The sequence below is a fragment of the Pleionea sediminis genome (assembly GCF_007570825.1).
In the GTDB taxonomy this organism is placed as follows: domain Bacteria; phylum Pseudomonadota; class Gammaproteobacteria; order Enterobacterales; family Kangiellaceae; genus Pleionea; species Pleionea sediminis.
The window spans coordinates 835,662-849,329 of record NZ_SUNB01000001.1 but is presented as its reverse complement, the minus strand read 5'-3'; the positions used below and the strand labels follow the sequence as shown (position 1 = coordinate 849,329).

15 protein-coding genes are annotated in these 13,668 nt (G+C 40.3%); 11 read left to right on the top strand and 4 right to left on the bottom strand.

All coding sequences use genetic code 11. The features are described from left to right. Positions 1-132: 132 nt before the first annotated feature. Positions 133-891 carry a flagellar motor protein PomA gene (gene pomA, locus FAX86_RS03295; protein ID WP_144391906.1) on the top strand — a complete coding sequence of 253 codons (759 nt, stop codon included), beginning with the start codon at positions 133-135 and terminating at the stop codon, positions 889-891. 8 nt (positions 892-899) lie between these two features. Next, a complete protein-coding gene (locus tag FAX86_RS03290; RefSeq protein ID WP_144391905.1) occupies positions 900-1,832 on the top strand; it encodes a flagellar motor protein MotB in 933 nt (310 codons plus the stop codon). A 23-nt stretch (positions 1,833-1,855) separates the two neighbouring features. Here FAX86_RS03290 and FAX86_RS03285 read toward each other — a convergent pair whose 3' ends face one another. Next, the gene (locus tag FAX86_RS03285) at positions 1,856-2,116 is read right to left on the bottom strand and encodes a terminase small subunit (protein ID WP_144391904.1); all 261 of its coding nucleotides are present in this window, start codon (positions 2,114-2,116) and stop codon (positions 1,856-1,858) included. Between the two features lie 203 nt (positions 2,117-2,319). Here FAX86_RS03285 and FAX86_RS03280 point away from each other — a divergent pair, with 203 nt between their 5' ends. From FAX86_RS03280 to FAX86_RS03260, 5 genes are all read left to right on the top strand, one after another. Continuing rightward, positions 2,320-3,150: an ABC transporter ATP-binding protein gene (locus FAX86_RS03280; protein WP_205859094.1), complete on the top strand. Its 831-nt coding sequence runs from the start codon at positions 2,320-2,322 to the stop codon at positions 3,148-3,150. Beyond that, on the top strand, positions 3,143-3,931 hold the full coding sequence (locus FAX86_RS03275; protein ID WP_144391903.1) for an MlaE family ABC transporter permease: 789 nt from the start codon (positions 3,143-3,145) through the stop codon (positions 3,929-3,931). The genes FAX86_RS03280 and FAX86_RS03275 overlap by 8 nt, the downstream gene beginning before the upstream one ends. 6 nt (positions 3,932-3,937) lie before the next feature. After that, on the top strand, positions 3,938-4,396 hold the full coding sequence (mlaD, locus tag FAX86_RS03270) for an outer membrane lipid asymmetry maintenance protein MlaD (RefSeq protein WP_144391902.1): 459 nt from the start codon (positions 3,938-3,940) through the stop codon (positions 4,394-4,396). Positions 4,397-4,552: 156 nt separating this feature from the next. Continuing rightward, complete coding sequence (locus tag FAX86_RS03265) at positions 4,553-6,223, top strand: glutamine--tRNA ligase/YqeY domain fusion protein (protein WP_144391901.1); 1,671 nt, start codon at positions 4,553-4,555, stop codon at positions 6,221-6,223. 156 nt (positions 6,224-6,379) lie between these two features. Next, entirely contained in the window at positions 6,380-7,132 is a 753-nt protein-coding gene (locus FAX86_RS03260; RefSeq protein WP_144391900.1) for a c-type cytochrome, read from the top strand. Between the two features lie 3 nt (positions 7,133-7,135). Here the strand turns inward: FAX86_RS03260 and FAX86_RS03255 are convergent, their stop codons facing one another. The 3 genes from FAX86_RS03255 to FAX86_RS03245 form a co-directional block, all read right to left on the bottom strand. Continuing rightward, positions 7,136-7,978: a MipA/OmpV family protein gene (locus FAX86_RS03255; RefSeq protein WP_144391899.1), complete on the bottom strand. Its 843-nt coding sequence runs from the start codon at positions 7,976-7,978 to the stop codon at positions 7,136-7,138. Positions 7,979-7,982: 4 nt separating this feature from the next. After that, the gene (greB, locus tag FAX86_RS03250) at positions 7,983-8,453 is read right to left on the bottom strand and encodes a transcription elongation factor GreB (protein ID WP_144391898.1); all 471 of its coding nucleotides are present in this window, start codon (positions 8,451-8,453) and stop codon (positions 7,983-7,985) included. Positions 8,454-8,619: 166 nt separating this feature from the next. After that, positions 8,620-8,814: a hypothetical protein gene (locus FAX86_RS03245; protein ID WP_144391897.1), complete on the bottom strand. Its 195-nt coding sequence runs from the start codon at positions 8,812-8,814 to the stop codon at positions 8,620-8,622. A 394-nt stretch (positions 8,815-9,208) separates the two neighbouring features. On the opposite strand from FAX86_RS03245, the gene FAX86_RS03240 reads away from it, so the two are divergent. The 4 genes from FAX86_RS03240 to FAX86_RS03225 all read left to right on the top strand — a co-directional run bounded on the left by FAX86_RS03240 (position 9,209) and on the right by FAX86_RS03225 (position 13,648). Beyond that, entirely contained in the window at positions 9,209-10,960 is a 1,752-nt protein-coding gene (locus FAX86_RS03240; RefSeq protein WP_144391896.1) for a DUF1631 family protein, read from the top strand. Continuing rightward, positions 10,957-11,283, top strand: coding sequence for a PilZ domain-containing protein (locus FAX86_RS03235; protein WP_144391895.1), 327 nt, complete (start codon positions 10,957-10,959; stop codon positions 11,281-11,283). The genes FAX86_RS03240 and FAX86_RS03235 overlap by 4 nt, the downstream gene beginning before the upstream one ends. Positions 11,284-11,517: 234 nt before the next feature. After that, entirely contained in the window at positions 11,518-13,266 is a 1,749-nt protein-coding gene (locus tag FAX86_RS03230; RefSeq protein WP_144391894.1) for a DUF1631 family protein, read from the top strand. A gap of 151 nt (positions 13,267-13,417) precedes the next feature. Next, on the top strand, positions 13,418-13,648 hold the full coding sequence (locus tag FAX86_RS03225; protein ID WP_144391893.1) for a FeoA family protein: 231 nt from the start codon (positions 13,418-13,420) through the stop codon (positions 13,646-13,648). The last annotated feature ends 20 nt before the right edge of the window (positions 13,649-13,668 follow it).

Genomic DNA, 13,668 nt, shown 5'->3' with positions numbered 1-13,668 from the left:
GATGAAAAGGGCATAAATTTTCATTTGAACTCTCACTTTTACCCTATTTTTCATATGGATAATTGAAACTTGGTAAATAGAGACTAACCTTTTTAGAGTAGAAAAATAATTTCTTGTTGAGGTTTCTTCCGAGTGGATATCGCAACCATCGTTGGTTTGTTTGGTGCTGTCAGTATAGTCGGACTGGCCATGACTCTTGCGGGAGGCTTTGGTCAGTTTATTGATGTACCCTCTTTACTGGTGGTTCTAATCGGTTCTCATCTAGTCGTTTTAGGGCAGTTCCCTCTTGGAGACTTTCTCAGTGCTGCCAAGGCTGGCATGAAAACGATTATGTTCAAAGCGCCTAATTATCAGGACATTATTGCCAAAATTGTTGAACTCGCTGACCTTTCTCGTAAAGGTGGTTTGCTCTCACTTGAAGGTGCCGAAGTTGAGGACACCTTTCTAAAGAAAGGAGTAAATTTGCTCGTCGATGGGCATGATGGAGAAGTGGTTAAGTCCATTCTTGAAAAAGATGTACTTATGGCTTCGCAAAGACATGAAGTTGGAGCTGCTGTCTTTCGTGCTCTGGCTGGTGTGGCCCCGGCAATGGGAATGATAGGAACATTGATCGGTCTAGTCGCCATGTTAGGGAACATGGACGACCCAAAATCTATCGGTCCTGCTATGGCGGTAGCGCTCTTAACGACGCTCTATGGGGCTATGATCGCGAATATGATGGCGACACCGATTGCTGACAAACTTGAATTGCGAGATTCGCAGGAAAAGTTTGCTCGTAAGTTGATGATTGATGGGCTGCTGGGGATTCAAGCAGGACAAAATCCACGCGTCATCGAGCAAGTATTGCTGGGATACTTGGCTGAGGGTCAAAGACCAACAGCGGAAGAGTAGATAAGTCCATGTCATCTGATAACGAAGAATGTAAATGCCCTCCGCCTGGATTGCCCCAGTATATGGGGACTTTCGCTGACTTGATGGCGCTTTTAATGTGCTTTTTCGTTTTGTTATTGGCATTTTCCGAAATGGATGTCTTGAAATTCAAGCAAATAGCTGGGTCAATGAAATACGCGTTTGGTGTGCAAAATAAAGTGGAGGTTAAGGATATTCCTAAGGGTACCAGCGTAATTGCTCAAGAGTTTTCTCCCGGTAAGCCGGTACCTACGATGATAGAAGCTATCATGCAGCAAACGATTGAGATTACCAAAGAAACGCTGGAATTTGATGAGTCGACATCAAAAGATCCGGATGAGGGTGAGGGGCCTGAAGACAATCGAGGAGAAGGAGTTAGTCCGGATTTATTTAAAATAATGCAGGAAGCGTCAGAAGAACTGGCTAAAGGAATTGCCATACGAATGTCGGCAGAGTTGGACAGTGGGCAAATTGAGGTCCTTGCGAAAGATAATGTGGTGGTTATTCGCATTCGTGAAAGTGGTTCATTTCCGTCAGGATCTGCACGAGTAAAACCTGAATTTACAAAAGTGCTCGATAAGATAGCTGAAATTCTAGCGGAGACGACAGGAGAAATTCGTGTCGCTGGACACACTGATAATGTACCGATTGATACTGAGAGATTTCGTTCAAATTGGGAATTATCTGGCGCGCGTGCAGGCAGTGTCGTTAGAGAATTAATTCGTGGTGGTACACTTGAACGAGATAGATTTGTGATTAATGGTTACGCAGATACTCGCCCTTTAGCGTCGAATGACAACGCCCTCGGACGGGCAAAAAACCGACGTGTTGAAATTATTATTGTGCAAGGCAAATTACCGGATGGCCGAATCTTGGAGGTTGATGGTGAAAAAGCAACGGGTACAATTGAGCAAGAAAATTAACATGCTGTTAGCATTGTTAGCATTTATGATTTGAGATACCCATTAGCGGTTGCCCAAGCTCTTATCTCGACCAAGTCAAATTCCCATTCTTTGTTGAGGCCACCATGTTGTAAAACAGGCATTCCTTCTTTAATCCAACTGTCGAGCTGAGCACGATTGATGTCCAGCATCAATGAAAGTTGGTATTTTCCGACGACTCGATCCTGCCACTGTGATTTACGATTGGATTCACCTTTATTATGATTTCTGCGTTTAGCTTGTCTTAGATAGTTGGATGATCTCATTGTATTGCCTTTTAACTTATTTCTATAAACGAATAGTCTAAAAAAAAGACAATTTCCAGCGCGATCAACTAAGCTATTGAAGAGTCAAGTGATTTAAATAAACATCAAGTTACAAGCTAAATTAGCTTCACAACCTAACGTAATATGAATTAGAGATTATTAGCGTTAGAATGCATTTTGAAATGTCTCTAATGGAGCCGGACTTGCAGCTGAATAACACTGTCATCAATGTCGTTAATCTTTCTACTCATTACCGAGATCGGAAGATTTTGGACAACATAAACTTCGATGTTCGTCGTGGTGAAGTGATGGTTATCATGGGCTCGAGTGGATCGGGAAAGAGTACGTTATTACGTACTATGTTGGGTTTAACAATGCCAACGGAAGGCGAGATTAATATCATGGGCGTGGATGTTTGCAATGCAAGTCGAAATGAACTGTATAAGTTGCGACGAAGTATTGGTGTCGCATTTCAAGGTGGCGCACTTTTTGGCAATCTATCGCTGATTGAAAATGTATCTCTACCGTTGCTTGAACATACCAACCTGGATATTAATACTGTCAAAATTATGAGTCGTATGAAACTGGATATGATGAATTTATCTGGGTTCGATTCATTAATGCCGGCCGAATTATCTGGCGGTATGGTTAAGCGAGCAGCATTAGCTCGTGCTGTTATTATGGATCCTGAGTTATTGTTTTTTGATGAGCCATCGGCGGGGCTTGATCCGGTTGTTGCAGCAGAGTTAGATGAATACATTTTGGAGTTAAAATCAGCATTAGATATGTCGATTGTCGTTATTACTCATGAGCTCGAAAGTGCTCTTAGAATTGCTGATAGAATAACCATTCTTGATAAAGGGGAAGTTGTGGTTTGCGGGTCGGTAGAAGAAGTTAAACAAAGCAAACTTGAGAAAGTTCAAAACTTATTGAATCGTCGACCATCTCGTGAACAATTATCCCCTGATGAATATTTAGATGTGTTAACTCGAGCACAAGCTGCTAAACCTCATCGAGGCCACATTAATGATTAACGCCGTAAGCCAACTTGGTATTCGTTTTATCGATGCTTGTGAGCACATTGGACATTTAACTCTTTTCATGTTCAACGTATTGCGCAAAATGTTTTCACCGCCTTTCCGTTATCGTGCAGTATTGAAAGAATTTTATTTAATTGGTGCAAAATCCGTTTTTGTTATTGTTCTTGCCAGCTTAACTGTCGGTTTAGTGTTGGGCTTACGACTATATTTTGAATTTGAACAGTTTGGCGTCACAGAGAGATTAGGCAGTGTTGTTGCGTTGAGTATGATCACTGAAATGGGACCTGTGTTTACGTCACTTTTAATTATCGGTCGCTCTGGTTCTGCTATGTGTGCCGAAATTGGCATTATGAGAAGCGATGAGCAGCTTGATGCACTGGAGTGCATGGCAATTGATCCCTATAAATTTTTAATGGTTCCCAAGTTTTGGGCAACTTTAATGACTGTTCCTTTATTAGTGGCTATTGCCGATGTGGTCGGAATCTTTGGTGGGTATATCGCCAGTGTTGTCATGTTTGATGTTGCTTCCGGCTCCTATTTGCAAAGTATGTATGGATCGGTTGGCTGGCACGATTTAAACATTGGACTCGTAAAATCGATTATTTTCGCTCTGATTATCGTGAGTGTATCGACTGGAAAAGGATTTATTCTGCATTTGGATAAGAAAGGTTCTTACGGTGCAGAAGGTGTTAGCCGAGTCACAACACAAGCCGTAGTTATGGCGTCGGTGACTATTTTATTTGCTGATTATTTGATTTCTGCTTTTATGGTGTAGATTTTTATGAGTAAGTTTAAGCTCGAATTTTTTGTTGGATTATTTGTCATTTCAGGATTAATTGCCGTTAGTTACATGGCGATTAAAATGGGTGATATTGGGTTGCTGGAAGAACAAGATCACTATGAATTGTCGGGACGATTTACTAATGTGTCCGGGCTTAAAGAAGGAGCAGCCGTTGAAATGGCGGGCGTTAAAGTTGGTCGGGTGGTTGCTATAGAGTTCGATAAAGAACGGTTTGAGGCCATCGTAACCATGGAAATTCCCAATGGAATTCAACTTACCACCGATTCTGTTGCGTCAATTAGAACTTCGGGCATAATTGGTGACAAGTTTGTGAAGGTAACCACAGGTGGAGAAGAGGGAATGCTTGAGCCTGGTGATGAGTTTGAGCAAACAGAGTCATCTCTAAATATTGAAGAGCTGGTCAGCAAATTTGTATTTTCAACGTCGAGCGGTGAATAATATTATCGATCAAAAGTTGTAAAAATATTGAGCAATCGATTGTGCCTTTGAGGCAGAATCTATAGTAAAATAGCGCCACTAGGCGCTTTTTTTGTGCAAGCCTTAAACAAAATATTTAAGTAATAGCATTTAACTACAGATAATCGGAATAAATGAATGAGCGATACACCGGACAAACCGAAGCATTTTATTCGCCAAATTATTGATGGTGATTTAGAGTCGGGAAAACACTCTCGTGTTGGTACCAGATTTCCTCCTGAGCCTAATGGATTTCTCCATGTAGGGCATGCAAAAGCAATTTGCTTAAATTTTGGTCTGGCGCAAGATTATCAAGGACAATGTAATCTTCGATTTGATGACACCAATCCGGCAAAAGAAGAAGAGCGATACGCCAAAGCGATTGAAGAAGATGTGCATTGGCTTGGATTTGAGTGGAATGGGGATATTCGTCATGCGTCAGATTATTTCGATCAATTGTATGTATTTGCGAAAGAGCTCATTGAAAAAGGTTTAGCATATGTTGATGAATTGTCTCCGGAAGATATTCGGGAATATCGAGGTACTTTTGAAGTGCCTGGTAAAAATAGTCCTTATCGCGAAAGACCAATAAAAGAAAGTCTTGAGTTGTTTGAGAGAATGAAAGCCGGAGAATTTGAAGATGGAAAAATGTGTCTTCGAGCTAAAATTAATATGGCTTCACCAAACATAAATATGCGTGATCCGGTTATTTATCGAATCAAGCATCAGCATCATCATCGTACTGGCGATAAATGGTGTATCTATCCAATGTACGATTTCACACATTGTATTTCGGATGCTCTAGAAGGTATCACACACTCACTGTGTACTTTGGAGTTTGAAGATCATCGTCCTTTGTATGACTGGGTTTTGGATAATATCAGTATTGATTGCCACCCACAGCAAATTGAGTTCTCTCGTCTCAATTTGGAGCACACAGTGACGAGTAAACGAAAATTAAACCAACTCGTTGCGGACGGTCATGTTGATGGTTGGGATGATCCCAGAATGCCGACTATTTCTGGTATGCGTCGTCGAGGTTTTACTCCAGAATCTATTCGTGACATGTGTGATCGAATCGGGATCACGAAAAAAGTTAATACGACAGAAATGGGCGTATTGGAAAATTGTGTTCGTGAGGATTTGGACAAAAACGCCCAACGCGTAATGGTAGTGTTAGATCCTGTAAAAGTTGTTATTACTAATTATCCAGATGATAAAGTTGAAGAATTAACAGCTCCAAATCATCCCAAAGAAGATATGGGAACTCGCACCATTTATATGTCAAAAGAAGTGTTTATTGATCGTGCGGATTTTCGTGAAGAAGCTAATAAAAAATATAAGCGCTTAGTTTTGGGTAAAAGTGTTCGGTTGCGTAATAGCTATGTGATTACCGCGACCGATGTTGTTAAAAATGAAAAAGGTGACATCCTCGAAATTCATTGCGAGTACGATCCAGATACGCTTGGTAAAAATCCCGAAGGTCAAAAACCAAAAGGGGTTATTCACTGGGTATCGTCTTCTCACTCATTGCCAGCAACTGTTCGTTTGTATGATCGGTTGTTTAATGTTCCAAACCCTGGTTCTGAGGAGAATTTAGTGAGTACATTAAATCCAGAGTCTTTAAAAGTTATTGATGGTGCTCGTGTCGAAATGAGTTTGAAAACAGTGGCACCGGAAACACGCTTTCAATTTGAGAGAGAAGGTTACTTTTGCTCCGATCGATATGATTGTAAAGAAGGAAGCTTAGTGTTTAATCGAACGGTAACTTTACGTGATTCGTGGGCTAAAATTGAGAACAAAGGCTAGAGTGTTTGAGTTATTTGAAGATTACCATTCAAGGCGGCTATTTATAGCCGCCTTTTTTGTAATTCGAATCTTGAAATAGATTGCTACATATATTGGGTGTTTATCAGCTTTTTAATTGCTAAGGTCTAAGGGTCGATAAAATTTATTGGACGCCATATGCAGCCTAAATTATTGTGTTTATTCTTTGTATTAATGATATTGACTGTCCCTACTTTAGCCAAGAAGTGGAGTTGGCCAGAAAAGCCCGAAAATCTGAAAGTTTTACCTAATGAATGGTCTGGAGAGCGGCTGAAACCAATAATGATTGGTTTTACTCGATCGTTGGGAGTTCGGTGTTCTCATTGTCATGTTGGAGAAGACGGGAAGTCGCTCGCAACTTATGATTTTGCTTCTGATGAAAACCCAAACAAGGAGCGTGCCAGAGAAATGCTAAGAATGTTAAACAGCATTAACGGTCACTTGAACAAAATCCAGCCCAGTGGCGAGAAAGTGAATGTCTGGTGTCATACTTGCCATCAGGGAAAAGCTCGACCAATGACTCTTGCAGAAGCACTTCGTGAAAAGTTTCAAGAAAAAAATGCAGCTGAGACTCTTGATTACTATCAGCAGTTAAAAGATAAGTATTTTGGTAGAGGAGCTTATGATTTTGGTTCTACGAGAGTATTTAACGAAGTGGGCTACTCTGCGTTAAAGGAAGGTGACGTCAATTCTGCACTCGTATTTTTCAAGAAAAATACCGAGCTTTTTCCTACCTTTTTTAACGTTTGGGATAGTTATGCCGAAGCATTACTAAAGTCAGGTAATCGTGATAAATCTTTGTTTTATTATAAAAAGTCGCTTGAACTGAATCCTAAAAACAAAAATGCAAAAAGAATGATAGAAAAAATCAGTTCTGAAAATGACGACTAATTACTATTTTGTAGAGTAAGCAATATATGCGAATGCAAGCCCGAAGTACCAATTGTCATTTCGCTTCACCAATGGACTGTTCGCAAATTCAGCGTCTGACAAGGTTCGATATCGAAAAAATGCACCAGCCCAGTATTTTCCTCGACGATTAGTGATACCAAATAACCCTTGATAACCACCACTTCCTGCATTCGCTTTGTACTCAGGACGATCCGTAGTAGCGAATTCCAGAGGGACACCGTAGTAATAATTATTAAACTTTTGTGAATGATAAAAATAGCTGGCTGATGAAATAAATCGCCAGGTTGACTCTTCTGTATGAATCAACTTTTCGAACCTAAGGGTAGGAGCAAATTCCCAGCCAACATAATCGAGTTTTGTAAAGTCGGTAGCGACGCCAACATGTAGCGGTAGCTTTAAAAAGAGGCGTTGGTCATGCTCTGTAAAAAAACGATAATTTATCGAAGGGCCGCCAAGAGCTACCCAATCGAGGTCGGGCATATTTTCTCTAGCTCGATTCTCTTCACTATCTAGCGGTAGTGTTCCACCGAAACTGATGTCTAAGTCCCAATTTTTGGTTTGCTTCAAGTGACGTTTAAGGCCTTCTCGATTTAGCGATACTTTATCGCTTTGATAGACAAAGAAAGGAAAAGGGACAATATAAAAATTGCTTTGGTCGCTGCCCGCGTAGTGAGGCACATCAACCATAGATAAGCCTCCACCAACCTCTACAAACTCGGCATTTTGAGCTGATTTTGCTTCATCGGAGGCAGCCAGAGAGAAAGATATGGCACTTACCATTAAATAAGTTAAGGTTTTTATTATTTTTGTTAGCAACTCAAGCATTTCACTAGTACCAAATTCGATTTATATAATACTGTATAATGCCCGAAGGCGTTTTTACAGAGATTTCGTCGTCTCGTTGTTTTTTTATAAGTGCACGGGCGAGAGGTGAGTCAATGCTAATAAAGCGCTCATCAAAGTCAAATTCATCGGAGCCGACAATGCGAAATATTTTAATTGTGCCTGCTTTGTCTTCGAGTTCGACCCAGGCTGAAAAATAAACACGAGATTGATCGCCAGGCTTATGCTCTACGACCTGAATTTCGCTCGTTCGTTTCTGTAAATAGCGAATGCGCCGATCCATCTCTCTGAGCTGCTTTTTCCTGTAAATGTATTCTGCATTCTCAGAACGATCGCCTTCTGCTGCTGCTGCCGCTAAAGCTTTTGTCACTGCGGGTCGTTTGTTTTTCCAAAGATCAGACAACTCGTTACGGAGTCGCGTTGCTCCCTCTGGTGTTATAACGTTTGATCGTTTCATGGTTTACTGCAAAGAAAATCAAAGGCGTTATGTTACTCGAGAGCGACAGAAGTTGAAAGCGTCTTTGTTATGAGGCTCGCAAAGTGACAGTGCTTTTATAGAGCGAAATGGATAGCAAGAATTAAGGCCGCAGTGTAAGTTTCTGGTTTACACTGCAGTTTTATACTCAAGCAACTTCTTGTGACCGATTACTTGGACCTTTAATTTCAAATCCTTTCTTAATTAAAAGGTTTTGTTCTTTATCCACTCTTAAACATTCTGCATGTTCATTTGTTGGTAATAGTACTTCTCCACAGTTTGCGCAACCTGTGACATGCATGCGTCCTTTTGCGAAGATTACCCATTGGTGATTATTAGACATATCATTGCTCACTTTTATGAAAAGTTTGATAAGTTTAGACTAGAGTTAGATATAGTCCATTAAGTTAAAATTACGAGTTAATGTAGGTATTTTCTCATTACCCTGTGAGAAGATTCACAGCCAAAATGAGATTATCGCAAGTGTTTCGCTATCGTAGTTTTTAAAATGTTGATTGATAAATCAGTAGATACAAGACATGTCGTTTAATACTGTTTTATTTTTAAGTGTTTATAAAAATAATGTATTGAATCTATATGTTTTAAAGTGATTATAGCGGTCATGTTTATAATCATATAAAAGTTAAAAATAGGGTTTGCTAAAAATGATGAATTAGAGAGTGGGTTCTATAATTGAGATGTTTTAATTTAAAGGTTACAGCTCCAGAAAAGAGAATATGAAGTCAGGATTTCCTCAAATTAATAATAAACTTCAAGCATACGTCAGTCGTTTTTCAGAGGCGGTTTCTTCGAGTTCGTCAACGGAGCGACAAGCATCGATAGAAGACTCTGAGTTATGGCAGCGGTTTCTAAGTAAAGGCCGTCAATACATTCAACAAGAGGTATCCTCTGAAGACGGTATTAAGCAGTCTCCACATCTCTATATTTTTAATCAACTCGTTGAGTTATTAACGTCGCAAATCTTGCCATTTGTTAAGTTAAGTCAAAAGCAAGAACGTTTTGTAACAACATTTCATGTCTGGTTTGTCCGGTTTTGGTTGGAGTACTCCAAATCGGGCAATTTTCCTTTCGAATTTCAAATGGTCATTGAGTTTATGTGTCGAGTACTTAAACCTTATGATCTGAATGCTGGCAGAACTTTTGAGAACTTAGTAGAGGAATTCGCAACTTGCTTTGAAAAAAGCGTTCAATCATCGGGTGACGCAGCGTCTCTACAAAAACTTCAGCAAAGTCTGACCAAAAAGTTTCAGGAGTTTAAGCAAAAGGTTCGTCCGTTTGAAGAACGGGTCATAGCTTTTGAAAAGCAGCAAGTTACTAATGAGACGGCGAATCAAAAAGCCAAAAAGTTGATTTTAAAAAAAGCATCAGAAGCCGAGTTACCTGACTGGGTCTATCAATTTTTGTTCGAGCATTGGCAACGTTATTTCCATTTGAATTTATTAAAAGAAGATGATGAGTCAAGTACCATAAAAAATGGTGAGCGAGTTTTAGAGCGCCTAATTAAAGTGTTGTCATATCGGAGCTTCGAAGATGTTCAACAGGCTATTGGTTCGGAAATAGCTCCGGTATGGAGTGATATAAGAGAGCTATTCAATAAAATCGTTATCGATGAAAGCATCTTAGATGGCTTTCTGGAGCAGTTAGAAGGCTTTCACTTAGCAATACTGGAAGGACGAGAAAATGACTGTTTGTGGATCACCGTTGAATCGTTAGACAGTGACGAAGAGCAAGGTGGGCAACGGTTATCGAGCACTCTCGCTCAGTTTAAATTGGGAAGCTGGTTTTTGTATAACAAGCAAGGGCAGCAATATCGTTGCTATGTTGCTCATAGAGATACCAATACAGGGCACGTTGTATTTGTAAACTATTCTGGAGCTCGAGTTGAAGGATTAAATGTCAATGTTCTAGAAGATGCTCTGGAGAAGAAGCGGTTAATTCCAATTTCACTGGAAAGCGAGCTGGATCACCGAATTTCCGATTTGGGGCAATATATCGAGCAGCAAACACAAATTATCGACAAGCAAATTGAAGAGCGAAATAAAGTCGAGCTAAAAAAACAAGTAATGGCTCGTTTGGAAAAGTCGAAACAGCAACGGATGCAAGCTCGTCAGTCGAGAGAAGATGCTGAGCGAAGGGCACGAGAAAAACAGGAGCAATTAAACAGACAGGAAAAAATTAAACAATTAACTTTAGAACTTCAATCATTAACTCCCGGATCGACTTATATCGATCACCAAAATAATGAACAAATCATTCAATTTGTTTTAAGACTCAAACACTCAGGAAAATTGGTCTTTGTCGATAAATCAGGTGTTAAAGCAGCTCAATGGAGCCCAGAGGAAATGGCGACGTTAGTCACTGATGGTCAAGTTGAATTGTTAGCGAGTCGTCAATCAAACGAGCAGACGATGGAGCAGATTGTGGCTGCACAACGAATGAAGAGACAAGAAACGGCGGAAAAATCATGACTGAAGATAGACGTGTAGATAATCGTATTGAGCGTTCAGCCAGTGTGAACTTTGAAGTTCGATTTAAAGATAATCACGGAAAGCCGATAAAAATTGCATGCCGTTCTCTCGATATTTCTAAAAGTGGCTTGAGAGTAACCATGGAAGAAGCTCTTCCGGTGGGGTTTATCACCGAATTATGTGTTGAAAACAGTAATGGAAAGCTGATGCTTTTATTTGCTGAGGTTCGGTGGTGTCGTAAAGAAGAGGATGCTTATCAGTGCGGATTTGAACTGCTCGACGCAGAAACTTCAGATTTGGGGCACTGGATAATGGATAACTAAAAAATGTAATAATTATTATATAAAATGGATTTATATATCTAAAGGACTCTAAAAATGAGATTTAAATGAACTTTTGATTGTAAAATAGTTCAGTATTCGATAAATTTGATTAGATTGTGACCACTGTCACAGGATTAGTTCTGCTGAAACCACGACTAAATTTTAGTCCTCAGGTAGAATTAGCCGTTCTTAAAGATTCTGTTCAAATAACCCTTAAATGATTGGAAACGCGTAATGCAGCTTAGTTTTGACCAGGTGCATCCAGAGCTCAAACAATACTTTATGGAATTGTTTTCTGCTATTGCACCTGAAAAGTCAACCAACATAGAGTCGCTTTGCATCGAACTTGTCCAAGACGACAAGTTATGGCAGGGGCTTGCTGCTGTGCCAGGAGATCAACCTCTGGTATCGGACGCACTGAAAAGTCAACACCCTCATCTAAGGGTTTTTAATGCGTTATCGCGCTCTCTTATAGGCCAGCTTTTACCTTGTGAATCATTGAAAAAAAAGCACCCGGAGTTTTTACGTCAATTCCATTTATGGTTGATCCGAGGTTGGCTCCAGCAATTCGCGAAAAACTCCTATCTTACTCAGTTTCAGGCAACTTTTGATTTTGTCGTAAGGGTTATGAAACCTTATGACGATCATGCTGGAAGACCTTTTGATAAATTGGTGGAGTGTTATCTTGACCATATTAGGTTGGCAAGCATGGAGGAGTTGAGTGAGGTCGAAACAGAAAAGCTCCACAATCAGTTGATTTGCGAATTTCAGGACTTTCAGAAAAGTATCAAATTATTTGAACAACGAATTGTTAAATCTGAAATGCAGTTAGCTGCAAACCGTTCGGCTAGTGAGGAAGCAACTAAAAAACTGGAGAGCATTACTTCAGGTGAGTCTCTGCCTGATTGGGCACACACTTTTGTTTTCGAACATTGGCATCGCTTTTTTCATCTTCAAATGCTTAAGTCTGGTGAAAAATCCATTGCTTGGGGTGAAGCGTTGTTGCAAGAGCTTCTGGAGCAATTTCAACTAAAGAGTGATTCGGAACGATCGAATATTGATGAAGCGGATTTAACGTCGCTACGGAAAAATATTCGAAGCTTATTATCTGAGACAGTTGTCGATCAGGCATCGGTACTTGAGTTTCTACGTAATTTGAAGGCCTATCACGAAGAGCTTTTGAGTGGCAGTCATTCACAGCAAAAGTGGACTAAAGTTAGCTCGTTAGATTTTGTCTCTTACACTACTGATGCTTCTGGACCCGAACCCTGGGATAAATCGGTTCTTCTGGATGATAGTCCTGTTATAGAAGATGAGCGCGCTATTTTAGCGAAATGTAAGCCAGGGATGTGGATGATTTTTAGTCGTAATGGTTCAGAGTATCATTGCCGCATAGCTCATAGAGACTTCAAGTTAGGTCAGGTAATTTTGGTTAACTATTCTGGAGCTAAGGTGGCTTCTCTTGAGGTTAGCCAGCTAGTTGAGGCCTTTAAAGAACATTGGCTATCGTCGTTAGAGATGGGAAGCCAACTTGATAGTGCTCTCAACAAGATTGTTGAATACTTAAGGTCGCAGTCTGAGTTGATTCGAAAGCAAAAGGAAGCAAAGTACCAAGAAGAAGAGCGCCGCAAGCTCTCTCAGAAAAGAGTCGAAACTCAAGCTCGAGACCAGGCTCGCGAACAAAAACGGTTGTCGTTGCTCGAAGAGTATCGCGAGAAAGTAGAAACGATGAGCCCCGGCACAACATTTTCTTGGAAGCAAATGCCTAATCAAGAGCTTCGATTTATGCTTCGCCTCAAAGTATCAGGCAAATTTGTGTTTGCCGATAAGCGAGGTAATAAGGTGGCAGAGTGGCAACCTGATGAATTGTCCGAGTTATGGGCTAATGGCGAAATCAAGAAAATCGGCAGTAAAGACTACGCTGATATGGGCATGGAGCACATTGTTGCGGTTCAACGGTCCAGAAAGCAATCTATCGAATAATTTTTACTCAGTCTGGCAATCTTTAATTCTTTCCCTCCTTAGCCGAAACCAATTAAAAAATTTCATTGAACTGACTTAGATCAATTGCAAAATTCGCAAAATTGGATAATAATGAGAACAATTCTTATTTACTATCTGGTTCCGTTTTACTATGACGCTTAAAGATCTCAAGCCAGGGCAAAAAGGCATTGTTGAAAACCTTTGTGACGCCAATCCTTCGTTGATGAGTCGTGTCATGGCACTAGGTATTGTACCTGGTGAAGAGCTAGAAGTTTTGAGAAAAGCTCCTCTAGGCGATCCGATGCAAGTTAAAGCCGGTGGCAGTTATATTAGTATTCGCCGTGCAGACTGTTCCATTATCGATGTTGCTTTAATCGCTTAATGGTTTTGCTTGCCCTCAAT